Raw genomic sequence first — 24,099 nt, forward strand, 5'->3', positions numbered from 1 at the left:
GGAGAGGGACGTGCTCGGGCGTGACGGAACCGGGGACGAAGAGCCCCTGTTCCGTCCATACGCGGTAACCGGTGGTCGTTCCGAACCCCGGTATCACATGGCGATGGAGACCCTGGTCTCCTCCTCGTTCATCAGGGACGAGGAGCTGGTCCTGCTCACCCCCGAGCAGGACGCCATCATCAGGCTGTGTCGTGCGTTCCGGTCGGTCGCCGAGATCTCGGCACTGCTGAGGGTCCCGCTGGGCGTGGCCCGCGTGCTGGTGGCGGACATGGCCGACGAGGGTCTTGTCCGGCTCCACCAGCCACGACTTGACCAGGGACAACCGGATCTCAACATGCTCGAAAGGGTGCTCAGTGGACTCCGCAGGCTCTAACCATGGCGGCCTGACGTCGACGAAGATCGTCGTCGCGGGCGGGTTCGGCGTCGGCAAGACCACGTTCGTGGGTGCCGTGTCGGAGATCCTCCCGCTGACCACGGAGGCGGTGATGACCGACGCCAGCGCCGGCATCGACGACCTCGGTCTCACGCCGAACAAGGCGACGACCACGGTCGCGATGGACTTCGGCCGCCTTTCGCTGGACCGTGACCTGATCCTCTATCTGTTCGGCACGCCGGGCCAGCACCGGTTCTGGTTCATGTGGGACGACCTGGTCCGCGGCGCGCTCGGCGCGGTGGTCCTGATCGACACCCGGCGGCTGGCCGACGGCTTCCCGGCGATCGACTACTTCGAGGAGGCCAAGCTTCCCTTCGTGGTCGGCATCAACGGCTGGGACGGGCATTTCCACCACACGGAGGAGGAGGTGCGAGAGGCGCTGGCCCTCGCACCCCATGTGCCTATCGTGCGCACCGACGCCCGTTCCCGCGACTCGGTCAAAGGCACGCTGATCACGCTGGTCGAGCACGTCCTGCGGGTCCGCGCGGCCTACGGCATGCCGGCCTAGACCGTACGGCCCGCCGCCGGACGGTCACGGCGGCGGGCCACAGGTCAGCCGGGCACCCAGTCCTTCCACACGATCTTGTTCGCGTCGATCCACTTCCGCGCCGCCTGGTCGGCGCTCAGACCGTTGTTGGTCATGTCGTTGGCGACCGCGTTCTGCTGGTGGTTCGTCCACCCGAAGTTGCGCACCAGCTCGTAGGCCCTGCCCCCGGTGTCGGCGAACTTCCTGCTCACGATCTTGTCGAGCAGGTAGGGCGGGTAGTCGCACGCGACCTTCGCGGCGTCGGCGTCGCAGCCGATCGCATAGGGAGGCAGATTGACTTTCGCCAGCTTGATCTGGGTGAACAGCCACTGGGGTTCGTAGAAGTACATCAGCAGCGGGGTGCGCCGCTGGGTCGCCAGTTTGGCGGCCCTTATCAGGGCCTTCTCGCTGCCCGCATAGACGACTCTGTAGTTGAGCTTGAGATTGCGGACCAGCGCCTCGTCGTTGGTGACGTATGAGGCGTCCCCGTCAAGGATCTGGCCTAAATCGCCTGATTTTTCAGTCTTAAATAGGTGGGCATACTTGTTGAGCTGTCGCCAGTCAGTGATGTCCGGATATCGGTCGGCCATCCACTGAGGGACATACCACCCAATTACCCCTTTATTTCCGTTTCTTCCGGCGGAGACGGCGACCTTCTTCTCCTCGATGTAGGTCTTCTTCTCCGCCTCGCGGCCCCAGTTCTCGATGATGACGTCCACGGTGCCCTTTTCGATGCCCTCCCAGGATTCGGCCTCGTTGAGCTCCACCCTCTGCACCTGGTAGCCGAGCTCCTGCTTCAGGAGCCGGCTGAGTACCGCGGCGCTGGCCTCGTAGCCCGCCCATCCGTTGATGGCGATCTTCACGGTGCCGACGGCCGGCGGGGGCGCCTCCTCCTCGCCGCCGCACGCGGTGAGGAGGAGGAGCGCCGCGACCGCTCCGGCGAGTTGTCTTCTCACAGAATCGGCCGATCGTTTACTGGGGGATCCAGGAGGCCCAGACGGACGGGTTGGCCTCGACCCACTTCTTGGCCGCGTCCTCGGCGCTCAGGCCGTTGTTGGTGATGTCGTTGGCCACCGCGTTCTGCGCGTCGTTGGTCCAGGAGAAGTTCTTGACCAGCTCGTAGGCCCTGCCGCCGGTGTCGGCGAACTTCGTACTCGCGATCTTGTCGAGATCCATCTCGGCGTAGTCGCAGGCGACCTTCTTGGCGTCGGCGTCGCAACCGTCGGTGTGGGGCGGCAGGTTGACGCGGGTCAGCTCGACCCGGTTGAACAGCCAGTGCGGGTCCCAGAAGTAGAACAGCAGCGGCTTCTGCTGCTGCTGGGCCTGGACAGCGGACTCGATCAGCGCCGCCTCGCTGCCGCCGACGACCACCTTGTAGTCCAGCTTCAGGTTCTTGATGATCGCATCCTCGTTGCTGACGTAGGACGGGTCACCGAAGAGGAGCTGGCCCTTGCCGCCCGACTCCGAGGTCTTGAACAGCTCGGCGTACTTGTTCAGGTTCTTGTAGTCGGTGATGTCGGGATACTTGTCCGCCATCCACTTGGGGATGTACCAGCCGATGACCCCCTTGTTCCCGGTGGACCCCGCCTCGACGGCGACCTTCTTCTCCTCGATGTAGGTCTTCTTCAGATCGTCGTGGCCCCAGTTCTCCACGATGAGGTCGACGTCGCCGCTGTCGAACCCCTCCCAGGAGACCTGCTCGGCCAGTTCCTTCTTCTCGACCTTGTAGCCGAGCTTGTCCTCCAGCAGATAGGAGAGCACCGCGGCGCTGGCCTCGTAGCCGGCCCACGGGTTGATGGCGATCTTCACGGTGCCGCCCGCGGCGGCCGCCGGCGATCCGGTGTCGCCGGCGGACGGTTGTGCCGAGCTGGTGCCGGTCTCCACCTTGGCGCCACCGCAGCCCGCGGCGGCCAGTCCAAGCGTCAGGACACCGGCGAGCAGGCTGAGCCTGCGTCCGATCCTCATGCGATCCTCTTCTTTCGGGGGGAAGGGCGCCCGTCGGCACCCTGTGTGATCCGGTCGAGCATGATGCCGAGCAACACCGTGGCGACTCCGGCGGCGAAGCCCATACCGAAGTCGGTGCGCTGGGAGAATCCGGAGACGACGTCGTAGCCGAGGCCGCCCGCGCCGACCAACCCGCCCACCACGACCATGGCGAGCGTCATGACGATGCCCTGGTTGGCGGCGAGCAGGACCGCCCGGCGGGCCATCGGCAACTGCACCTTCCACAGCAACTGCCGATCGGTGGAGCCGGATGACCGCGCGGCCTCCACGACGACCGGGGGCACGGTCCTGATCCCGTCCTCCACCAGCCGGACGACCGGCGGCACCGCGTAGATCACCGAGGCGAAGATCGCGGTGAACCGGGTCGCGCCGAACAGCGCCAGCGCGGGCAGCAGGTAGACGAACGCGGGCATGGTCTGTGCGGCGTCGAGCAGTGGTCGCTGCACGGCGGCGAACCGGGGCGAGCGGGCCGCCGCGATGCCGAGCACGAGACCGACGGCCAGCGCCAGCGTCACCCCGACCAGCACGGTGGTGAGCGTCTCCATGGTGTGCTGCCACAGCCCGAGCAGCGCCGTGGCCAGCAGGCAGCCCACCGCGGTGACGGCGGGCCGCGGTCCGCCGGTCCGCCACGCGACCGCGAGCACGACCGCGGCGACCAGCCACCAGGGGGCGGTGGTGAGCGCGGTCTGCAGGGGGTTGAGGAACGCCTCGGTGGCGATGTTCCTGACCGTCTCGGTCACGCCGTACCAGGAGAACTTGGCCCAGTTCACGGCCTCGTTCACCGGCCCGGCGAAGCGGAGCACCGCGCCCTGCGGGAACTCGGCGGGCAGGTTCCAGGACGCGAGCATGGTGGCGGACAGGATCATCGACGTGCCGGCGCGCCGGGAGCGGAAGGAGGAGGGCCCGGGCGGCACGGGCTCGCGCGTCGCCGCGGCCATGGTGATCCGGTCCAGTACGACGGCCATTGCCACGATTGCGATGCCCGCCGGGAGCATGACGCCCACGTTGGCCCGGGAGAGCCCCCGGATGATGTCCGAGCCCAGTCCCGGGGCCGCGATCAGCGCCGCGATCACCACCATGGCCAGCGCCATCATGACGGTCTGGTTGACGGCCAGCCCGATCGTGGCACGTGCCAGCGGGATGTGGACCTTGCGCAGTGTCTGCAGACGGGTGGCGCCGAGCGCCGTGGACGCCTCCACGGCAGTCGGGGAGACCTGCTCGATGGCCAGCGCGGTGATCCTGATCGCCGGTGGGATCGAGTAGATCATCGTGGTGATCGTCGCCGAGGCGTTCCCGATCTGGAAGAACAGCACCATCGGCGCCAGGTAGGCGAACGTCGGCATGATCTGCATGACGTCGAGGACCGGGGTGAGCAGCCGGCGCAGCCGTACCGAACGTCCCGCCCACACGCCCAGTGGCAGGCCGACCAGCAGGGAGAGCGTGACCGCCGCGAGCACGAGCGCGAGTGTGTCGACGCTCGCCTCCCACACTCCCAGCACCCCGAACGAGCCGAACCCCAGTACGGCGAGCAGGGCGATCCGCCAGCCGCCCGCCAGCAGGCCCAGCGCGCCCGAGGCCCCGATGACCCCTGCCCAGCCGAGACCGTGCAGCACCAGGTGGAACAGGTCGTAGAGGCCGCCGACGGACAGCCGCACGTAGTTCACGAAGAACAGGAAGACCGGGCTCTCGTTGCGGTTGGTGTCCACCCAGTCCCGCACGCCGTTGATGAACCCGAACTGCGCGGCGTCGTCGTCATGGGGGAGGAGCGCGGTGTCCCGGAACACCAGGTAGGCGGCCACGGCCACGGCCACCCCGGTGAGCGGCGCCACCCAGGGCGGCAGCGTCGCCGTCCTGGAACGAGATGCGGGCGGGGTCAGGTGTGTGGGGGAGAGGGAGGCCTGCCGGGAGGTCATGCACCGGCTCCGGCTGTCTGCCCCGGGACGCCGGCCATCGCCGCCAGGATGTCCAGGTGGTCCACCACACCGATCAGCTCCCCGTCGTGTATGACGCGGATCGGCCGGGCCCCCAGGGCGGCCGGTACCGCGTCGCGGATGACGGTGGCCGCCGGAAGCGCGGGACCGTCGAGGGGGTCGTCCTCCAGCGGGGGGCGGCAGATCCAGCGCAGCGAGAGCACCTCGCTCCGGGGCACGTCCCTGACGAAGTCGGCCACGTAGTCGTCGGCGGGAGCGCCGACCAGCTCCTCGGCGGTACCGAGCTGGACGATCGCGCCCGCCCGCATGATCGCGATGCGCTCACCGAGCTTGAGCGCCTCGGACAGGTCATGGGTGATGAACACCATGGTCTTGCCCACCTCGCGGTGCAGGCGGATGACCTCCGCCTGCATGTCCCGGCGGATCAGCGGGTCCAGCGCGCTGAACGGCTCGTCGAAGAGCAGCACCTCGGGGTCCACGGCCAGTGCCCGGGCCAGACCGACGCGCTGCTGCATGCCGCCGGAGAGCTGGTCGGGGCGGGCGTCGGCGGAGCCGTCCAGGCCGACGAGGGAGAGGATCTCCCGGGCCCGCTCGTGCCGTCTCGCCCGGGGGACGCCCTGAACCTCCAGCCCGTAGGCGACGTTGTCGAGGACCTTGCGGTGCGGCAGCAGGCCGAAATGCTGGAAGACCATGCTGACGCGGTGCCTGCGCAGCTCCCTGAGCTGGCCGGGGGAGGCGGCGCGCACGTCCTGGCCGGCGATGGAGATCTCTCCCGCGGTCGGTTCGATCAGCCGGGTCAGGCAGCGGACCAGAGTCGACTTGCCGCTCCCTGACAGTCCCATCACGACGAACACCTCCCCGGGCCGTACCGCGAAGCCGACGTCCCTGACGGCGGCGACGCAGCCGGTGCGCTCGCGGAGCGCGGCCGGGTCGAGCCCGGCATCGGGGCTGCTGAGAACGCGCTCCGCCCCGGGACCGAAGATCTTCCACAGTCCACGGACCTCGATCGCGGCACCGTCGGATGGGGCCACTGACTCCTCCAAAGCTCGACGTCCGGATTCGACGAGGCGACGGACGTAAGGAGTCAAGATATGGGGGAAATATCGTGAATCACAATCATGTGATCTTCCGGAGACCGTTGTGCCTCTGTGACGTTATCCATCATCCATTGCTCTGGAACGATACAAACGGCCATATGGGCATGAGAAATACTTAATGGCGGTATATGGGTGACCGTAATTGGGGCTCCAGCCTGAAAGTGGAGCTCCAGGTTCTCCCCCTTCTGACTCATAAGTAGTTATTTATGGAGCTATGTTCGATTGGCCCCATTGGTTGATATGTGCTCGAATTGCCGAGGACCAAGGGAATCCGGCCGGTGGGTTCATCCACCGAGAGGCAGTGTTCGGTGAGTACACACAACATCCATGGAGCGGGGAGCAGGTTCCGCCTGGAGAACTGGCGGGTGCGCTCCCGGCTGATCGCGCTCATCCTGGTCCCCACCGCCGTCGCAGTGCTGCTCGGCGGGATCCAGGTGTTCGTCTCCATGCGGGCTGCCGCCGACTATCAGCAGGTCAACGATCTGGCCAGGCTCTCGAACCGCATCGGCGAGCTCACCCACGAGCTGGCCGAAGAACGTGACCGTACGGCCTGGTTCATCGCTCTCGGCCGCCCGGAACGCGAGGTGGAGGCCGTACGCAAGCAGATGAACACGGTGACCGCCGCGGTGACGCACGTCCGCGACAGTGGGACCCTCCTCCAGGAGACGCTGAGCGGCCGGACCCGGGACGAGGTGGAGGCCATGCTCACCCGGCTGGACGACCTCGCCCCGCTGCGGGAGCAGGTGCTGAAGTCGACGCTGCTGCCCGACGCGGCCATCAGTGCCTACTCCCTGGTCATCGCCGACCTGCTCTCCCTCCACGACGAACTCGGCAAGGGAGGCGCCGACGACGTGCTGTTCGGCCAGGCGCTGACCCTGAACGCGCTGGCCCGTGCCAAGGAGGCCGCCTCGCTCCAGCGGGGGCTGCTCTCGGTGGTGCTGGTCGCCGGCCGGTTCGAGCAGGAGCAGATGGAGGAGTTCCTCGGCGCGCTCTCCTCCGAACGCAACGAGCGCAAGATCTTCGCCGCCGAGGCCGGAAGCGAGCAGCGCCGCCTCTTCGACGAGACCGTCAACGGCCGGACCGCCGACAGGGCCGAGTTCCTGCGGGAGCTGGTCCTGCTCCGCGCGGCCTCCGGGGCCTCGCTGAAGGGGCTGGATCTGGCCAACAAGGACGACGCCGGGGAGTGGTACGCCGCGCAGACGGTCACGATCGACCGGATGCGCGACGTCGAGAAGCGCCACGCCCAGGACATCGTCGACCGCAGTCAGGAACTCGGCGCCGCCGAGCAGAACCGTGCCCTGCTGGTCGCGGGCTCGGTTGCCGCCCTGCTGCTGGTCGTGCTGCTGATCACCACAGGGGTGGCGCGCTCCCTGGTCAGGCCGTTGCGGCGGCTGCGCAAAGAGGCGCTGGAGGTCGCCGGAGAGCGGCTGCCCGCATACGTCCAGCGGGTACGCGACTCCCGTGACGGCGAGATCACCGTTGAGGTGCCGCCGATCGGGGTCATGTCCCGTGACGAGATCGGTGAGGTCGCCCGGGCGTTCGACGAGGTCCACCGGGAGGCGGTACGGCTGGCGGCCGACGAGGCCAGGCTGCGCACCACGGTCAACGCGATGTTCGTCAACCTCTCGCGCCGGAGCCAGACGCTCGTGGAGCGCCAGCTCACCCTGGTGGAGCGGCTGGAACGCGGCGAACGCGACGACCAACGCCTGGCCGACCTGTTCAAGCTCGACCATCTCGCCACCCGCATGCGCCGCAACAGCGAGAACCTGCTCGTCCTCGCCGGACAGGAAGTGGCGCGACGCTGGCGGAAACCGGTCGAGCTTATGGACGTCGTCCGCGCCTCACTGTCGGAGGTGGAGAACTACGACCGGGTGGTGACCCGGGTGCAGTCCGAGGTCGCCGTCACGGGGCCCGCGGTGAGCGACGTGGTACACCTGCTCGCCGAGCTCGTGGAGAACGCGATCTCGTTCTCGCCGAAGGACAGCGAGGTCGTGGTGTCCAGCAGCCGGATCGACGGCGGCGGCGTGATGGTGTCGGTGACCGACCAGGGCATCGGCATGACGCAGGACGAGCTCTCCCAGGCGAACTGGCGTCTGGCCAACCCGCAGGCCGCCGACGCCTCGGTCGCCCGTCGCATGGGCCTGTTCGTGGTGGGCCGCCTCGCGCTCAAACACGGCATCCGCGTCCAGCTCCGTCCTCAGGACACCGGCCTGACCGCCATGATCCTGCTTCCCGAGACGCTCCTCGCCTCCATCGCCGCCCCACCCCAGCAGGCCGGGCCGCTCCAGGCCACCGGATCCCGTACGGCGGGGGCCGCACCCCCGGCGGCGCCCATTCTGGCGGCCCCCACCGCGCAGGCGCCCGTGCCCCAGCAGAGCAGATCCCGGTGGGCGACCGGGCCGAGTGTGTGGAACCCTCCCGCGGAGCGGCCGCGTCCCTCCTCAGCGGAGGGCGACCGGTTCCCTCCGCCGCCCTCCGGCCTGCCCGAGCGACGTCCGAGCCCGCCGGAAGCGGGCGCCGCCGGACCGCCGCCCGCGGCGGAGACCCCCACCCTGGCCAGAGAGGACTTCCTGCCGATCTTCGCCTCGGTGGAGTCGGGCTGGTTCCGGATCGTCCCCCCCGCTCCCGCCGACGGAGCCGGCCAGTCGGGCGGCCCCGCTCCCGCCAAGTCGGGCGACCCTGCTCCCGCCAAGCCCGGCGGCCCTGCTCCCGCCAAGCCTGGCGACCCTGCTCCCGCCAAGCCCGGCGGTCCGGCTCCCGCCGAGCCCGCCGCCTGGTCCTCCCCTGCCGATACCGGCTGGCAGGCCGCTCAGGCCGCGAGCGCTCCCACGCTCGGCGGGACGACCACCTCGGGCCTGCCCAAACGCACCCCCAAGGCGAATCTGGTGCCCGGATCGGTGACCCCGGCTCCCGGCCCGGCCCAGCCGCAGCAGCCGGTGGCTCCCCTCTCGGCGGAACGGGTCCGCAGCCGGATGTCGAGTTTCCAGCAGGGCGTGCGCAAGGCCCGCAACGAACTTCCGAACCGGGAGAGCTGAGCCGTGCGGGACGGATACCACGACGATGGGCAGGGGCAGGGGAACGGTTACGGTCCGTTGCCGGGCGAGCATCCTGGTTACGGTGGGTCGCCGTACGGTGAGCCGCCCGAGGAGGAGAGCTCGCTGGTCCGGATGTACACCGTCACCGGTGGCCGGACAGCCCCCCGCACCCAGCTCGCCATGGAGGCGCTGGTCTCCTCGGCGACCTCGGCACAGCTCGGCCTGTCCTATATCCGCGAATACCGTGCCATCAGCGAGCTCTGCCGCCAGATCCGCTCCGTCGCCGAGATCTCCGCACTCCTGCACATCCCCCTCGGTGTGGCCCGGGTCCTGATCTCGGACATGGAGAGTGAGGGCCTCGTCCGCATTCACCATCCCCAGATCGACCAGGGCGGCCCCGGTCTCGACCTGCTGGAACGCGTCCTTAGCGGCCTCCACCGCCTGTGACCGCGGCGGGACGGGTGATCCCGGCCTTCAGGCCTGCTGGGCCAGCCACCACTGCGCGGCGATCAGCTCGGCCACCAGGGTCTCGGTGAGCAGGGCGACGTCGGGATCGTCGTCGTGGAGGTAACGGACGGAGGCTCCGGCGCCCGGCAGCTCGCCGCCGACGGTGAGCACGGTGGAGCCGCGCAGGCGGATCCAGTCCATCGCCTGGTCGTCGTAGCGGGATCCGGGGAACAGGATGGCGCGGTAGTCGAGGGTCTTGGTCAGGTAGACGTCCACATGGGACCAGTCACCGGTCTCGCAGGCGTCGGAGGCGCGGCGGGGACCTTCGCGGAACATCAGGGCGGACTGCTCGGCTGAGGACAGGCGCTCGGCGGGGGCGATCGTGTAGACCCCGGCCGGGCCGTCGAGCAGAGTCATCGCCTCCTCCAGCCACTGGTTCCGGCGGTCCAGCAGGTCCGCGGTGGCCTCGGCCGTACGGCGGAGCAGACCGGGCACGTCCAGGCAGGGATCGGAAGGGCCGGACGCGGCGCTGCCCGGGCCGGCGAGGCGGTTCCGCAGGGCCAGGAGCAGGCCGAGGGTGTGCTGGAAGGTCCGGCAGGCCACGCCGCCGCGTTCCTCCTCGGCGGCCATCGGCACGACCAGATCGGCGCCCTCGGTGATCGCCGAGCCGGGGCTGTTGGTCAGCGCCAGCACGAAGGACCGGCCGCGGTGGCGGGCCACCGCGTCAAGGGTCTCCCGGCTGCCGCCGGTGGCGGAGATCGCGACGACCAGGGTGTCCGGGGCCGGCGGAGAGGAGATGGACGCCGAGGCGTATTCGGCCACCGCGTCGATCCCGGCGGCCCGCAGGCGCAGCGCGGCGACCCCGGCGGCATACCGGGAGCTGCCCATGCCGAGGAAGACCACCCGCCGGATCCTCTCCGGGAGCCCGTCGAACGGGTCGCCGGCCTCCAGGGCGCTCGCCAGGCCGGTCAGCGCGGACGGCTTGGTCTCCAGATCGGCGAGGTACAGCTCGGGGTTCACTATCTCTCCTTTGGTTCAGTTGCCGGCAGAGGTCGGCTACCGGGTCCGGCGGGCGCGGGCCGGTGCCGTCACGGCTGCCGGAGGACGGTCCGGCTACCGGTACCAGGACCGTAGAACGCCCATCGGGGCGTAACGCCAGCGGGGGAGGTGCCGGGCGGCGTAGATGAGCTCCCTGCACTCCTGCTCGATCTCGAACGGGCGCAGCAGGGAACGGTCCAACAGGGCGGCATGTCCGTGCCCGGCGAGGCGGGCGAGGTAGGCGGCCTCCAGCGCATCGCGGGCGGCGACGGTCCATGCGGAGATCACCAGGGGATGGGCACCGCGGCGCCTGACGGCGATCTGGCCGACGTGTTCGAGGCTGGTGACCAGCTGGGCGAGGTCGCGGGCGGCGGGCTGGAAGGGGTCGGCGCCGGTGACCGTCGGATTGCCGTCGAAGTCGATCACCGCGTAGCCGTCCCGCCAGCGGAGCATCTGGCCCACGTGCAGGTCGCCGTGGATGCGGATCAGCGGGGTGGCGCCCGCCCAGGCCAGTGGGGCGAGTTCGGCGCGGAGCGCGTCGGCGTGGGCGGAGAGCCAGTCTCTGTCCTCGCCGTCGGTCAGCGCGAGCGCCTCGTTCAGTGCCTCCTCGGCACGGACGGACCAGGCGGTCGCCCCCGTTTCCGGGGCGGCGGGCGCCTGCCGTACGGGGTCGGGGAAGGTCGTGGACGGGGTCGCCATCGCGGCGTGCAGGTCGGCGGCCAGGACGCCCAGGTCGGCGGCGAAGCCGGTGCCACCGGAGACGGCCTCGTCCACGCACCACTCCCAGCCGTCTCCGGCGTCGGGCAGGTAGGCGGTGACCAGGGCGAGCAGTAGCTCGCCGTCGTCGTCACGACGGGACACGGCCGCGTACGGCCTGGCGGTGGCGGTGAAGCCGACCGAGGTCAGATGGGCGAACATGTCCGGCGTCGGCTGCGGGAGCGGCGCCGGTGGGGTGAGCCACTTGACGACCACACTCTCGCCGACCACCACCGACCGGTTTGTCTGGTCCACGGCGAAGCCCCGTTCGGACGTCGGGGGCACACTGTTGACGGCCGATAACAGTTGAATATCGGTTGAAAAAATGGAAGTCCATACGCTGGACAACGGGTGGAAGTGGCGGGCTACGAACGGATCTGGAACCTCACAGCTCAGAGCAGCGAGCAGTTCGCCGCTTCTGCCGTCGCCGGGGCTCGGTACGGTGCCGAGCCGATCCCATATTGAAGACGGATTCAACAGGCAAACCAAACTTTCGCGGGGTAATGTCCGGGTAAAGTCTTGCTCAAGTTATTCTTGGCTGCAACACTCCTGCTTTGGTCTGCCGTGTCCGTAACGGCCGGGCTACCCCCATTACACTTGAAATTTGAAGGAGTAGCGGTCGTGTCCCGTGTCCGGTACACCCGTCGTCTCCCGGCTGTCGCCCTGGCAGCCGGTCTTGCTCTCGCGGTCTCGGCCTGCGGCGGAGGGTCCACCAACACCGCCGCCCCCGAAGCGAGTGCCTCGTCCGCCCAGCTCGATCCGAACGCGGACCTGTCCAAACAGAGCATCACCATCTCGGTCTGGCCCGGCTACACGCCGGAAGACCTCGTCAAGAGGGTCAAGGACAGGCTCAAGACCGAGCTCAAGATCACGTTGCACGACACCAACGAGATCATCATGGGCAAGCTGACCACCGGCGCCGACACCGGTCTCGACGTGGCTTTCGTCTCCGGCCAGTATGCCCAGGCCCTCAACGAGGCCGGCCTGCTCGAGCCGCTCCACCCCGAGCTCATCCCGAACCTGTCCAACCTCTACCCCGAGGCCAAGGAGCTCGCCTACGACAAGGGAAACGTCTTCTCGGTCCCCTACACCTGGGGTACCACCGGTATCTGCTACCGCAGTGACCTGGTGAAGACGCCGCCGACGAGCTGGAACGACATCCTCGACCCGCCGGCCGACGCCAAGAAGAAGGTCACGATGATGACCACCGAGCGCTGGCTGGCCCTGCCCGCCATCAAGGCGCTCGGTCTGTCGGTCAACACCAGGAGCGACGAGGACCTCGCCAAGGTCAAGGCGAAGCTGCTCGAGGCCAAGCCGAACGTGTTCTACGACGACGTCACCTTCGGCGACCGTCTCAAGACCGGCGAGGCCGTGATGGTCGAGGCGTGGGACGGCTGGTGCCCGACCACCGAGAAGAACATCGAGTTCATGGTGCCGAAGGAGGGCAGCGACCTCTGGGCGGACACGATGGTCGTGCTGAAGAGCTCCAAGAACAAGGAAGCCGCGCACGCGTTCATCAACTTCATCCTGGACCCGGAGATCCACGGCTGGGCCGCGGAGAACATCCTCTACAAGGTCCCCAACAAGGCCGCCATGGATGCCCTCCCCGCCAAGCTCAAGGAAGAGAACGTGCCGCTGCAGATGACCCCCTCGCAGCTGCTCGCGGGTGAGTCCATCATCGACCTGGGTGAGGACTCGGCCAAGTTCACCCGCCTCCAGACCGAGGTCAAGGCCGCGCAGTGACACGTTCCACCGTCTCCGGCGCGACCGCGAAATCGCGGTCGCGCCGGTCGCGTGTGCTCGGACGGCTGGTCTTCCTCGGTCCTGGTCTGACCTATCTGATCGTTCTCCTGCTGATCCCGCTGGCGCTGGTCCTCAGCTACGCGTTCTTCCGCAGGGGGCGGTTCGGCGGCGTCGTCTACGAGCTGACCGGGGAGAACCTCACCCGGCTCTTCGACCCGCTCTATCTCGATGTCGTGCTCGGCTCGCTGAAGCTGGCCACGGCCGCCACGGTGATCGCCCTGCTGGTCGGCTATCCCACGGCCTACCTGATCGCCCGGCTCCCCGGGAAATGGAAGACGGTCGCGCTGGTCGCGATCGTGCTGCCCTTCTGGACGAACTTCCTGATCCGGATCTACGCCTGGATCGTTCTGCTCAGTGGTCCCGGGCTGGTCAACACGGTGCTGGGCAAGCTCGGCCTGGGCCCGTTCGAGTTCCTCTACAACGAGGGCACCATCGTCACCGGCCTGGTCTACTCCTATCTGCCGCTGATGGTGCTCCCGCTGTACGCGGCGATCGAGAAGCTGGACCCGCAGCTCCGCGAGGCCTCGGCCAACCTCGGTGCGAAGCCCGCCCGCACATTCGTCTCGGTGACGCTGCCGCTGACCCTGTCCGGTGTGATCACCGGGTGCATGTTCGTCTTCGTGCCGAGCTTCGGCAACTTCGTCATCCCCGAGCTGCTCGGCGGCGGACGCTCGATCATGGTCGGCAACCTGATCAGGGACCAGTTCCTCGCGGCCCGCGACTGGCCGTTCGGGTCCGCCCTCACGCTGGCGCTGATCGCCGTACTGATCGTCCTGCTGCTCCTGCAGTCCTGGAGTGCCCGCCGTGCGTAGACCGCGTCTGCTGTACGTCCCTTTCTGGGCGACCTACATATTCCTGTACACACCCATCGTGGTGCTCGTCGTCATGTCGTTCAACTCCGGCAGGTCGCCCTACTCCTTCGAAGGCCTCAGCCTGAAGTGGTACGGCACGCTCGCGGGGAACGCCGACGTCCGCGAGGGCCTGGTCAACACGTTGATCGTGGCGGCCGGGTCCACGGTGCTGGCCACCGTGCTCGGCACCCTGCTGGCGGTGGGTCTGGCCCGCCACAGCAGGTCGCGGGTGCTGGACGCGATCGGCGTGATGCCGGCCGTACTGCCCGACCTGGTGCTGGCCATCGGCCTGCTGGTGTTCTACGTCATGGTCAAGATAACCCTGGGTCTGCACTCCGTGCTGCTGGCCCACACGGTGTTCGGCATGGCGTTCGTGACCGCGGTGGTCCGCACCCGGCTTACCCATGCCGACACCTCCCTGGAGGAGGCGTCCAGGGACCTCGGCGCGACGCCGCTCACCACGTTCGCCCGGGTCACGCTGCCCCAGCTCATGCCGGGTATCGCGGCGGGCGCCCTGCTGGCGTTCACACTCTCCATCGACGAGTTCGTCATCGCGTTCTTCACCGCGGCGCCGACCTCGCCCACCCTGCCCATCGTCATCTACTCAATGGTCCGCTTCGGGGTCACCCCAGAGATCAACGCGCTGGCGACACTGCTGCTGGCCGTGAGCTTCACCGTGGTGATCGTGGCTCAGCGGATGACCCGACTGACGGAGTCACTGTCCTAATGCTGAAGATCACAGGTGTCAGCCGCCGGTTCGGTGACGTCACAGCGCTGTCAGAGGTCTCCCTGGACATCAGGCAGGGTGAGTTCTTCGCACTGCTGGGCCCCAGCGGTTGCGGCAAGACCACCCTCCTGCGCATCCTGGCGGGCTTCGAGGCCCCCGACGCGGGTACCGTCACGCTCGACGGCGACGATCTGCTCGGCCGTCCCGCGCACCGCCGCCCGGTCAACCTCATGTTCCAGTCCTACGCGCTGTTCCCGCACATGACCGTGGCGAAGAACGTCGCCTACGGCCTGGAGCGGGAGAAGCTGCCCAAGGCCGAGATCGGCGAGCGGGTCGACGAGGTCCTGGAGAAGGTCGGCCTGGCCGAGATGGCCGGACGCAGGCCGCAGCAGCTCTCCGGCGGCCAGCGGCAGCGGGTAGCGCTGGCCCGCGCGATCGTGAAAAGGCCGCGCCTGCTGCTGCTGGACGAGCCGCTGTCCGCCCTGGACAAGAAGGTGCGTGCGGAGATGCAGCTGGAGCTGAAGCGGCTCCAGCACGAGGTCGGCATCACCTTCGTCGTGGTCACCCACGACCAGGAGGAGGCCATGTCGCTGGCCGACCGGATCGCGGTCTTCAGCGCGGGCAGGGTGGAGCAGGTGGATGCGCCGGTGACGCTGTACGAGCGGCCGCGCACGCCGTTCGTCGCGGGCTTCGTGGGCGCCAACAACCTCTTCGAGGGCAAGGCCTGCGCGGGTGGCCTGTCCAGTGACGGACTCGGCGTCCTGCCCGGCGTGTCCGACCTGGAGGAGGGTACGCCCGCGCTGCTCGCCGTACGGCCGGAGCGGCTCAGGCTGAGCGTCCAGGGCGAAGTGGCCGCGGCTGACGCCGCGGAGGCCGGAGACCCGGTGGACGGCGAGGACATTGTGGACGCCGAGGACACTGCGGACGCGGCTGACGGCGGAGACGCCGAGGACGCGGTGGACGGTGAGGGCACGGTGGACGCCGAGGACACTGCGGACGCGGCTGACGGCGAGGACACTGCGGACGCGGCTGATGGCGGAGACGCCGAGGACGCCGAGGACGCGGTGGACGGTGAGGGCACGGTGGACGCCGAGGACACTGCGGACGCGGCTGATGGCGGAGACGCCGAGGACGCCGAGGACGCCGAGGACGCGGTGGCCGACGGGGGCGTGCTGCGGGGTGAGGTCGTCGACGTCAGCTTCTACGGCGGCATCTCGCACGTCTCGGTCCAGGTGGCCGGACGTCAGGCGCCGATCCTGGTGGCCACACAGGGGGCCACCCAGGTTCAGGCGGGATCCTCGATCGCCCTCACCTGGGCTGCCGAGGACGGGGTGTTGATCCCTCAGTGAGACGTCTTGAGCGGGTTGCCTGTGGCGATCCTGGCGTAGTCCAGGATGAGCTCCGCCGCCTCCTCCGGGCCGATCACCGGGTGGCGGGCCGTTATGCGGTATCCGTACGCGTCCTCGAGCGCGACCAGGTTGCGCGCGATGACCAGCGAGTCGCCTGTCAGCGTGAAGGCCCTCAGGGCCGCCCCGGTCTCCAGGACACTCTGGTACATGGAGACCTGCCGGTCGTAGAGCGTGGTGAGCAGGAGGGCGTACATCCTGTTCCGGGGAGCGGCCCCGCCGAGCTCGTTGAGCAGCCGCACGTCCGGGTCGTCCGGCCCGAGTGGCAGGCCCGAGCGGATGGTCACGACGAGCTTCTCGACGGGGTCGCGCATGCCGCTGATCCGCTTGAGCCGCTGCTCGTAGAAACGCTCCATCCCGGCGTGGTGGGCGTCCACCAGCAACTCGCTCAGGTCGGGGTAGTGGTAGAGGACGGCTCCGGAGGTCAGACCGGCCTCCTCGGCGACGTGGTTGAGATGCACTCCATCGGTGCCGTGCCGGATGATCGCCCGGTGTGCGGCGGCAATGAGATCCAGGCGACGGTCCGCCCGCTTTTTGCGTGTCACAATCCCCCAACCGTTGAAAACCACGCTCTGTGCCGGGGTCCATGGTGGCCCCTTTTGGGCACTTTAGCTAGATCTAATAATTGAACCATTCTTCAAAACTGGAATCCCCCTCAACTGGAGGCATGGTGTCCCTCACGATCCTGTTCATGCCGGAGAGCGCCTACGGGCCGACGAACAACTGCATCGGCATTGGCGACATTCTTCGCAAACGCGGCCATCGGGTTGTTTTCGCAGCTGAAGCCTCCTGGAAGGGGAAGCTGGAGGCTCTCGGATTCGAAGAGGACCTGGTCGATCTCGCACCGCCGTCCGAAGATGAGCAGGATCCGGGACAGTTCTGGAAAGACTTCATCCGGGACACCGCTCCGGAATACCGGAAGTCGACCTCGGCGCAGCTGGAGACGGTGACCAAGCCGATCTGGGATGCGCTCATCGATGGCGTGAAGTACTGCGAGCCGCAGCTGAAGGCGATTATCGAACGGGTCCAGCCGGATGTCATTGTCGAGGACAACGTCGTCACCTTCCCGGCGTTGCTCACCGCGGGCAAGCCGTTCGTCCGCATCGTCTCCTGCAACCCCCTGGAGGTACGCGGCGAGGGCGTCGCCCCGGTCTTCTCCGGGCTGCCCGCCGACGACCGGTCGGAGTGGGACGCCTTCCGCGCCGAGTACGAGCGGACCCACCGCGAGGTCTGGACCGCCTTCAACGAGTGGGTCGTCGCCCAGGGAGCCCGGCCGCTGCCGGACCTCGACTTCATCCACGAGGGCGACCTGAACCTCTACGTCTTCCCGGAGATCGCCGACTACACCGGCGCCCGGCCGCTGGGTGACTCCTGGCACCGCCTGGACTCCTCGGTCCGTGAGACCGACGGCGGCTTCGAGCTGCCCGCGTCGCTCGCCGAGCGGGACGGCGCGCTGGTCTACTTCTCGCTCGGCTCGCTCGGCTCGGCGGACGTCTCGCTGATGCAGCGGGCCATCGACGTGCTGGGCACCACCCCGTACCGCTTCATCGTCTCCAAGGGACCCCTGCACGAGGAGATCAAGCTCGCGGACAACATGTGGGGAGCCGAGTTCGTCCCGCAGACTAAGATCATCCCCCTGGTGGACCTGGTGATCACGCACGGTGGCAACAACACCACCACCGAGGCGCTGCACTTCGGCAAGCCGATGATCCTGCTGCCTCTGTTCTGGGACCAGTACGACAACGCGCAGCGGATTCACGAGCTGGGCTACGGCGTGCGCCTGGCCACCTACACCTTCACTGACGAGGAGCTGACCGGCGCACTGGACGGGCTGCTCGGTGACGCCGGGCTCCGTGAGCGTCTGGCCGCCGCCGGCGAGGAGATCCGCCGTCGCGACGGCCTGCGCAAGGCCGCCGACCTGATCGAGCAGGCCGGCGCCTAGAAAGCTCTCAGCACCACCATTACGAGGGAAGTTCCATGGGCAAGTTGATCAACCCGGCAGACGGCGCGTTCCTGCGGGAGGTGCCGGACACCCCGCTCGCCGAGGTCGCGGACGCCGTACGGCGGGCGCGGGCGGCGTATGAGGAGTGGAGCGGGGCCACCCCGGCCGAGCGGGCCAGGGTGATGCTGCGCTTCGCCGACCTCGTCGAGGCCGACGCCGAGGAGCTCACCCGGCTGGAGGTCGCCGAGACGGGCAAGCCCGCGGCGGTGTTCCGCGACGGCGAGCTGCCGTTCGCGGCCGACAACCTCCGCTTCTTCGCCGGCGCGGCCCGCTCGCTGGACGGCACCGGAGCCGGGGTTCTCAGCTCCGGCTACACCTCGGTGCTGGTCCGGCGTCCGGTCGGTGTCGTCGGGTCGATCGCCCCGTGGAACTTCCCGCTCGTGATGGCCGTCTGGAAGCTCGGTCCGGCACTCGCCGCGGGCAACGCGGTGGTCATCAAGCCCGCTCCGCAGACGCCGGGCACCACGCTCCGGCTGGCCGAGCTGTTCGCCGGAGCCGGCGCGCCCGAGGGCCTGCTCCAGGTCGTGCTCGGCGACGCCGAGGTGGGCGAGGCACTGGTCACCGACCCGGGCGTGGACATGGTGAGCGTCACCGGCTCCACCGAGACCGGCCGCGCTGTCATGCGCGGGGCGGCCGGTTCGCTGAAGCGGGTCCACCTGGAGCTCGGTGGCAAGGCCCCGGCGCTGGTCTTCGGCGACGCGGGCCTGGCCGAGATGGCCAGGGGAGTGGCGATGGGCGCGACCTACAACACCGGCCAGGACTGCACGGCCGCGACCCGGGTCTACATCTCCCGCGAGGTGTACGGCGAGGCGGTCGAGGCACTTCACGCGACGCTGGCGCAGATCACGGTGGGCGACCCCTGGGACCCGGCCACCGACATCGGCCCGCTGATCTCCGCCGGACACCGGGCCCGTGTGCACGGCTCCGTCGAACGCGCCGTCGCCTCGGGCGCCTCGGTGCTCTGCGGTGGCACCCCGCTGGACGGTCCCGGCTTCTTCTACCCGCCGACGCTCGTCACCGACGCCCGCCAGGACAGCGAGATCGTTCAGGGTGAGCTTTTCGGCCCGGTGCTGGTGGCCCTGCCGTTCGACGGTGAGGACGAGGCCGTACGGCTGGCCAACGACACCCCCTACGGTCTGGCCTCCTCGGTCTGGTCCGCCGACGTGGCGAGGGCACTGCGCGTCTCGCACCGTCTCGACGTGGGCGTGACCTGGGTCAACGACCACCTGCCGATCGCCTCGGAGGCGCCGCATGGCGGGGTCAAGGGGAGCGGCTTCGGCAAGGACATGAGCCAGGAGGCCGTCCAGGAGTACTCGGTGACGCGTCACTTGATGATCAAGCACCAGGCTCCCGAAGACCGGGCGTCTTTTCGGCCCGCCTGAAATTTATGGCTGTATATCCCTTTTGTAGGGATATGCCGATACTTACTCCATTCGTAGTGACATAAAGGATGTGCTCAAATTGCTTTCGCCGCATCCGCACCCGGCGAGGGGTTACGTAAGCCAGTGATGACACAAGACCGCCGGAGCCACCGCGCGTCAGGGGTAGGCAGCCGACTCCTGCCGTCGAACTGGCGCGTCCGTCCCCGTCTGGTCGCGCTGATCGTGCTTCCGACCGCGGCGGCCGTACTGCTGACCGGCTTCCAGCTCACCAACTCGCTGGCCAGTGCGGCGGAGTACCGCAGGATGACCCAGGTCGCCTCGCTCATCGAGCAGCTCGGCACCCTCTCCCACGAGATGGCCGAGGAGCGCGACCTCACCGCCTGGTACATCGTCGACAACCGGGGCCCCCGCCGGCTCGCCAAGGTCAAGCAGCAGCGCGAGGTGGTCGACCAGGTCCGCGCGCAGGTGCAGAAGTCGATCGACAACCTCGACTCCGGGCAGGCGGCCCGGGTTCTCTCCGAGTCCTCCCAGGTGAGCCGCTGGCTGAAGGGCCTGCCCGGTCTGCGCAAGCCGATGGAGGGAAGCGTGCTCCCGCGTGCGGCCCTCGACATGTACTCGCGAATGATCAGCGACTTCATGACCCTCCATGACGACCTCGGCCGTGGTGGAGGCGACGAGCGTCTGATCGGTGACGCGCTCGCGCTGGGCGCGCTGACCCGGGCCAAGGAGCAGGTCGCCAGGCAACGAGGCATCCTGCTCGTCGGCCTGGAGGAGCGCAAGTTCGACTTCGACGACCCCGCCGAGTTCCTGGGTGCCCACAAGAGCCAGCTCAGCGAGGTGTCCGCTTTCCGGGCGACCGCCTCCCCGGGCGACATCAAGCGCTTCGACGACGCGGTCAGCGGACCGAAGGTCGACCGGGCCGAGTCGACGACCGCCCTGGTCAGGTCCCTCATGCGCGAGTTCAAGCCGCTGCCCCGGATGGGCCCCGTGGGGATCAACAACTGGTTCAACTCCTCCACGGCGATCGTGGACAGCATGCGGACCGTCGAGCGCGGTCTGAGCGCCGCGGTCGTCGCCCGCAGCCAGGAGATGGAGAGCAACGAGCAGCGCAGTGCCGTCATCTCCGGTGCCGCGATCCTCGTCCTGCTGGCCCTGATCCTGTTGATCACCGCCTGGGTGGCCGGCACGCTGGTCCGCCCGCTGCGCAGGCTGCGCAGCGAGGCGCTCGAAGTGGCCGACACCCGGCTGCCCGAGACCGTCCGCGTGCTGCGGGAGTCCGGTGAACTCGCGCCGAACGTGGAGGTGCCCTCCATCGGGGTGGCCTCCCGGGACGAGATCGGTGAAGTGGCCCGGGCCTTCGACGAGGTCCACCGCGAGGCCATCCGGCTGGCGGGCGACGAGGCCCGCCTGCGGAACAACGTCAACGCGATGTTCGTCAACCTCTCCCGGCGCACCCAGTCACTCGTGGAACGCCAGATCGACCTCATCGACGACCTGGAGCAGGGCGAGCAGGACGACACCCGGCTGGCCAGCCTCTTCAAGCTGGACCACCTGGCCACCCGTATGCGCCGTAACTCCGAAAACCTTCTGGTCCTCGCCGGCCAGGAGCAGAACCGTCGGTGGAGCGAGCCGGTCCCGCTGAGCGACGTCGTGCGCGCCTCGCTGTCGGAGGTCGAGAACTACGAGCGGGTGTCTCTCCGGGTGGAGTCCGGTACCTCGATCATCGGTTCGGCTGTCAACGACATCGTCCACCTGATCGCCGAGCTGGTCGAGAACGCCATCTTCTTCTCGCCGCAGGACACCAAGATCATGGTGAGCAGTAACGGCAACGAGACGGGTGCCATCATTCTGGCGGTCACCGACATGGGCATCGGTATGAGCGACGAGGAGCTGGCCGAGGCCAACCGCCGGCTGGCCGAGCCGCCCGCGGTGGACCTGTCGGTCTCCCGCCGGATGGGCCTGTTCGTGGTCGGCCGCCTGGCCATGCGCCACGGCATCCGCGTTCAGCTCCGCCGTCCGGAGACAGGCGGCCTGAGCGCCGTCGTCCTGCTCCCCGTGCAGGTGGTGGCCCAGTCCGGGATGCCCGAGATGGCGATGGCCGGACAGAGTACGTCCCAGCCGTCGTTCGGCGGCATGCCGAATCCGGACCCGTTCGGATCCGGTCCGAATCCGGACCCGTTCGGCGCCGCCCCCGTTGGAGGACCTGCCAACCGGGCGCCCTCGGCCCAGAACGTGCCGCCTCAGGCTCCGCCGGCCGACCTCTGGTCGGCGCCGGTGGTGTCCGCCTCCGCGGTGGAGGATCTGTGGTCGTCGCCCTTCACCTCGGTCTCGCCGCCGCTGTCGGCTCCGGCTCCGCAGCCGTCTGCCCCGCCTTCCTGGCCGGAGATGCCGCCGATCGACCCGTGGACGCCGCCGCAGCGGGACGTGGTGGAGAACACCCAGAACCTGCCCGTGGTCGAGATTTCGGCGACGGAGCCGGAGCCGGAGGAGTTTCTGCCGATCTTCGCGGCGGTGGGGTCCGACTGGTTCCGCAGCAGTTCCTCCGCCGAGCCCGCCGTCGATCTCGCGCCCGAGCCCGAGCCCGAGCCCGAGCCCGAGTCCGCTCAGCCGATGACCATGCCCCGGCCATCGGCCCGGCAGCCACAGCCGGCCCAGGAGGCCCAGCCGCTGCCGGTCCGGCAGGCCCGGCAGGTCCCGCCCACCGAGAGGCAGCCGTGGAGCACCCCCGCCGACCAGGGCTGGGCCGCGGCCGAGGTGGCCAAGAAACCCGTGGAGGGTGGCACGACCGGAGCCGGTCTGCCCAAACGGGTGCCCAAGGCGAACCTCGTCCCCGGAGCCGCCTCCGCAGCGCCGGCGGCGCCGGCCCCCCCGATGCCCCCGATATCGGCGGAGCGGGTGCGCAGTCGTCTGTCCAGTTTCCAGCAAGGCGTACGGCAGGGCCGCGCTGAGATGAGCGAGCGGTCCAACGCCGTCGAGGGAGAGAAGCAGTGAACCATCAACTCAGTCAGGCCGCCCGCGGCTTCAATTGGCTGATCACCGAGTTCGTCAAGGAAATGCCCGGAGTGGCCCACGCGGTGATCGTCTCCGCGGACGGTCTTCCGCTGGCCTACTCGCAGGGTTTCCCCAAGGACCGCGCCGACCAGCTCGCCGCGATCACGGCCGGCCTGATCAGCCTGACCCAGGGGGCCTCCCGGGTCTTCGAGGGCGGCGCCGTCGCCCAGACTGTGATCGAGATGCAGCGTGGCCTCCTGCTGACCATGTCGATCAGTGACGGTTCCGCGCTCGCCGTACTGGCCTCGCCGGACTGCGACATGGGCCTGGTGGCCTATCAGATGACTTTGCTCGCAGAACGTGCCGGGCAGGCGCTCACGCCTGCGCTCAGGGCCGAGCTGCAGTCAGCTCAGCGATAGGGAGGTGATATGGACGCACCGGGATGGCGTGGATCGGGGGAGGAAAACCTGAACACGTCTCAGGCCAAGAGCGGGCGAGATCGTTTGATTCGCCCTTACGCTGTTACCGGGGGAAGGACCGCCCCTCGAATGCAGCTCGCACTCGAGGCGCTGGTCTCCTCGGTGACATTCGTGAGCGTGGATACCGGCACGCTCTCCACGGAGTATCAGGCGATCATCTCGTTGTCCCAGCAAGTGCGTTCGGTTGCGGAGCTCTCGGCTCTGCTGCGCATGCCGCTGGGCGTGACCCGGGTCCTGATCGCGGATATGGCAGCCGAGGGCCTGGTGCAGATCCACCAGCCGTCACTGGATGCCGGAAAGCCGGATCTCAACTTGCTTGAAAGGGTGCTCAGTGGGCTTCGCAGGCTCTGACGCCGGAATGACGTCGACGAAGATCGTTGTCGCCGGAGGGTTCGGTGTCGGCAAGACGACCTTCGTCGGCGCGGTCTCCGAGATCATGCCGCTGACCACGGAAGCGGTGATGACAGAGGCGAGTGCGGAGGTCGACGACCTCTCGCACATCCCGACCAAGCGGACCACCACGGTGGCCATGGACTTCGGCCGGGTTTCACTGGACCGTGACCTGATCCTGTACCTGTTCGGTACGCCGGGTCAGCACCGGTTCTGGTTCATGTGGGACGACCTTGTGAAGGGCGCGATCGGTGCGATCGTGCTGGTCGACACTCGGCGGCTGGCCGACAGCTTCCCGGCGATCGACTACTTCGAAGAGGCCGGACTACCGTTCGTCGTGGCACTCAACGGCTTCGGCGGCTCTCACATCCACGGCGAGGAGGAGGTGCGGGAGGCTCTGACGATCTCTCCGCACATTCCTATCGTCCGTACCGACGCCCGGTCCCGGGACGCCGTGAAGTCGACTTTGATCACTTTGGTCGAGCACGTTCTCACCCTCCGGGTCTGAAACCACGTTGTGAGGCCCACCCCCAAGCGGTGGGCCTCACAACGTGACTCCCCGCACGCCCGGGTACTCCGGCAGGTGCGGGGCTTCGACCACCTTTCTCCGAGGCGCCGCCCGCATCCGGGCCTGAACCCGCCCCGAAATCCGCTCCTCCGCATCCGCCCAGACGGGCGGTGTGAGAAACCCGATGACGATTCGGGAGCGGTTCGGGTGCGGGAATTTTTTTTGTGAAGAGCTTTCCGGTCGCGTTTGAGCGGCCGGGGCTCGCCGAGGCGCGTGATCGGGCGGAGAAAATG

At 68.6% G+C, this 24,099-nt stretch carries 21 protein-coding genes; 14 read left to right on the top strand and 7 right to left on the bottom strand.

Annotation, left to right across the window (positions count from 1 at the left end; genetic code table 11):
- The first annotated feature begins 10 nt into the window (after positions 1 to 10).
- Together ACIN94_RS17075 and ACIN94_RS17080 are read left to right on the top strand one after the other, a co-directional pair.
- Entirely contained in the window at positions 11 to 373 is a 363-nt protein-coding gene (locus ACIN94_RS17075; protein WP_400706418.1) for a DUF742 domain-containing protein, read from the top strand.
- Positions 354 to 941 (top strand): GTP-binding protein, encoded by a 588-nt coding sequence (locus ACIN94_RS17080; protein WP_400706421.1) that lies wholly within the window; start codon positions 354 to 356, stop codon positions 939 to 941. Before ACIN94_RS17075 ends, ACIN94_RS17080 begins: the two co-directional genes overlap by 20 nt.
- A gap of 44 nt (positions 942 to 985) precedes the next feature.
- On the opposite strand, the gene ACIN94_RS17085 is transcribed toward ACIN94_RS17080, so the two are convergent.
- Genes ACIN94_RS17085 through ACIN94_RS17100 form a run of 4 tightly spaced genes read right to left on the bottom strand, consistent with a single transcriptional unit; the run spans position 986 to position 5,925 of the window.
- Complete coding sequence (locus ACIN94_RS17085) at positions 986 to 1,915, bottom strand: ABC transporter substrate-binding protein (protein WP_400706424.1); 930 nt, start codon at positions 1,913 to 1,915, stop codon at positions 986 to 988.
- A gap of 16 nt (positions 1,916 to 1,931) precedes the next feature.
- Positions 1,932 to 2,924: an ABC transporter substrate-binding protein gene (locus ACIN94_RS17090; RefSeq protein WP_400706427.1), complete on the bottom strand. Its 993-nt coding sequence runs from the start codon at positions 2,922 to 2,924 to the stop codon at positions 1,932 to 1,934.
- Positions 2,921 to 4,876 (bottom strand): ABC transporter permease, encoded by a 1,956-nt coding sequence (locus ACIN94_RS17095; RefSeq protein ID WP_400706430.1) that lies wholly within the window; start codon positions 4,874 to 4,876, stop codon positions 2,921 to 2,923. Before ACIN94_RS17095 ends, ACIN94_RS17090 begins: the two co-directional genes overlap by 4 nt.
- Positions 4,873 to 5,925, bottom strand: coding sequence for a glycine betaine/L-proline ABC transporter ATP-binding protein (locus ACIN94_RS17100; RefSeq protein ID WP_400706433.1), 1,053 nt, complete (start codon positions 5,923 to 5,925; stop codon positions 4,873 to 4,875). The genes ACIN94_RS17095 and ACIN94_RS17100 overlap by 4 nt, the downstream gene beginning before the upstream one ends.
- Positions 5,926 to 6,299: 374 nt before the next feature.
- Here ACIN94_RS17100 and ACIN94_RS17105 point away from each other — a divergent pair, with 374 nt between their 5' ends.
- Both ACIN94_RS17105 and ACIN94_RS17110 read left to right on the top strand, forming a co-directional pair.
- Complete coding sequence (locus ACIN94_RS17105) at positions 6,300 to 9,026, top strand: nitrate- and nitrite sensing domain-containing protein (protein ID WP_400706436.1); 2,727 nt, start codon at positions 6,300 to 6,302, stop codon at positions 9,024 to 9,026.
- Between the two features lie 3 nt (positions 9,027 to 9,029).
- The gene (locus tag ACIN94_RS17110; protein ID WP_400706439.1) at positions 9,030 to 9,473 is read left to right on the top strand and encodes a DUF742 domain-containing protein; all 444 of its coding nucleotides are present in this window, start codon (positions 9,030 to 9,032) and stop codon (positions 9,471 to 9,473) included.
- 27 nt (positions 9,474 to 9,500) lie between these two features.
- Here ACIN94_RS17110 and ACIN94_RS17115 read toward each other — a convergent pair whose 3' ends face one another.
- Together ACIN94_RS17115 and ACIN94_RS17120 are read right to left on the bottom strand one after the other, a co-directional pair.
- Positions 9,501 to 10,493: an SIS domain-containing protein gene (locus ACIN94_RS17115; protein WP_400706442.1), complete on the bottom strand. Its 993-nt coding sequence runs from the start codon at positions 10,491 to 10,493 to the stop codon at positions 9,501 to 9,503.
- A gap of 93 nt (positions 10,494 to 10,586) precedes the next feature.
- On the bottom strand, positions 10,587 to 11,522 hold the full coding sequence (locus tag ACIN94_RS17120; RefSeq protein ID WP_400706445.1) for a hypothetical protein: 936 nt from the start codon (positions 11,520 to 11,522) through the stop codon (positions 10,587 to 10,589).
- A gap of 366 nt (positions 11,523 to 11,888) precedes the next feature.
- On the opposite strand from ACIN94_RS17120, the gene ACIN94_RS17125 reads away from it, so the two are divergent.
- From ACIN94_RS17125 to ACIN94_RS17140, 4 genes are read left to right on the top strand one after another with little or no spacing between them, the layout of a single operon-like run.
- Positions 11,889 to 13,010: a spermidine/putrescine ABC transporter substrate-binding protein gene (locus tag ACIN94_RS17125; protein WP_400706448.1), complete on the top strand. Its 1,122-nt coding sequence runs from the start codon at positions 11,889 to 11,891 to the stop codon at positions 13,008 to 13,010.
- Positions 13,007 to 13,882, top strand: a complete 876-nt coding sequence (locus ACIN94_RS17130; RefSeq protein ID WP_400706451.1) for an ABC transporter permease — start codon at positions 13,007 to 13,009, stop codon at positions 13,880 to 13,882. The genes ACIN94_RS17125 and ACIN94_RS17130 overlap by 4 nt, the downstream gene beginning before the upstream one ends.
- Positions 13,875 to 14,648 (top strand): ABC transporter permease, encoded by a 774-nt coding sequence (locus ACIN94_RS17135; RefSeq protein ID WP_400706454.1) that lies wholly within the window; start codon positions 13,875 to 13,877, stop codon positions 14,646 to 14,648. The genes ACIN94_RS17130 and ACIN94_RS17135 overlap by 8 nt, the downstream gene beginning before the upstream one ends.
- Complete coding sequence (locus tag ACIN94_RS17140) at positions 14,648 to 15,997, top strand: ATP-binding cassette domain-containing protein (protein WP_400706457.1); 1,350 nt, start codon at positions 14,648 to 14,650, stop codon at positions 15,995 to 15,997. Before ACIN94_RS17135 ends, ACIN94_RS17140 begins: the two co-directional genes overlap by 1 nt.
- Here the strand turns inward: ACIN94_RS17140 and ACIN94_RS17145 are convergent.
- Positions 15,991 to 16,599: a TetR/AcrR family transcriptional regulator gene (locus ACIN94_RS17145; RefSeq protein WP_400706460.1), complete on the bottom strand. Its 609-nt coding sequence runs from the start codon at positions 16,597 to 16,599 to the stop codon at positions 15,991 to 15,993. The genes ACIN94_RS17140 and ACIN94_RS17145 overlap by 7 nt on opposite strands.
- 122 nt (positions 16,600 to 16,721) lie before the next feature.
- On the opposite strand from ACIN94_RS17145, the gene ACIN94_RS17150 reads away from it, so the two are divergent.
- From ACIN94_RS17150 to ACIN94_RS17175, 6 genes are all read left to right on the top strand, one after another.
- Positions 16,722 to 17,996, top strand: a complete 1,275-nt coding sequence (locus ACIN94_RS17150) for a glycosyltransferase (RefSeq protein ID WP_400706463.1) — start codon at positions 16,722 to 16,724, stop codon at positions 17,994 to 17,996.
- Positions 17,997 to 18,031: 35 nt separating this feature from the next.
- Positions 18,032 to 19,438 (top strand): aminobutyraldehyde dehydrogenase, encoded by a 1,407-nt coding sequence (locus ACIN94_RS17155; RefSeq protein WP_400706466.1) that lies wholly within the window; start codon positions 18,032 to 18,034, stop codon positions 19,436 to 19,438.
- A 126-nt stretch (positions 19,439 to 19,564) separates the two neighbouring features.
- On the top strand, positions 19,565 to 22,429 hold the full coding sequence (locus ACIN94_RS17160) for a nitrate- and nitrite sensing domain-containing protein (RefSeq protein ID WP_400706469.1): 2,865 nt from the start codon (positions 19,565 to 19,567) through the stop codon (positions 22,427 to 22,429).
- A complete protein-coding gene (locus tag ACIN94_RS17165; protein WP_400706472.1) occupies positions 22,426 to 22,848 on the top strand; it encodes a roadblock/LC7 domain-containing protein in 423 nt (140 codons plus the stop codon). The genes ACIN94_RS17160 and ACIN94_RS17165 overlap by 4 nt, the downstream gene beginning before the upstream one ends.
- A gap of 9 nt (positions 22,849 to 22,857) precedes the next feature.
- Positions 22,858 to 23,259 carry a DUF742 domain-containing protein gene (locus tag ACIN94_RS17170; RefSeq protein ID WP_400706475.1) on the top strand — a complete coding sequence of 134 codons (402 nt, stop codon included), beginning with the start codon at positions 22,858 to 22,860 and terminating at the stop codon, positions 23,257 to 23,259.
- A 7-nt stretch (positions 23,260 to 23,266) separates the two neighbouring features.
- On the top strand, positions 23,267 to 23,806 hold the full coding sequence (locus tag ACIN94_RS17175; RefSeq protein WP_184756164.1) for an ATP/GTP-binding protein: 540 nt from the start codon (positions 23,267 to 23,269) through the stop codon (positions 23,804 to 23,806).
- Positions 23,807 to 24,099 lie beyond the last annotated feature (293 nt).

The organism is Streptosporangium sp. NPDC087985 (assembly GCF_044741965.1).
Classification (GTDB): domain Bacteria; phylum Actinomycetota; class Actinomycetes; order Streptosporangiales; family Streptosporangiaceae; genus Streptosporangium.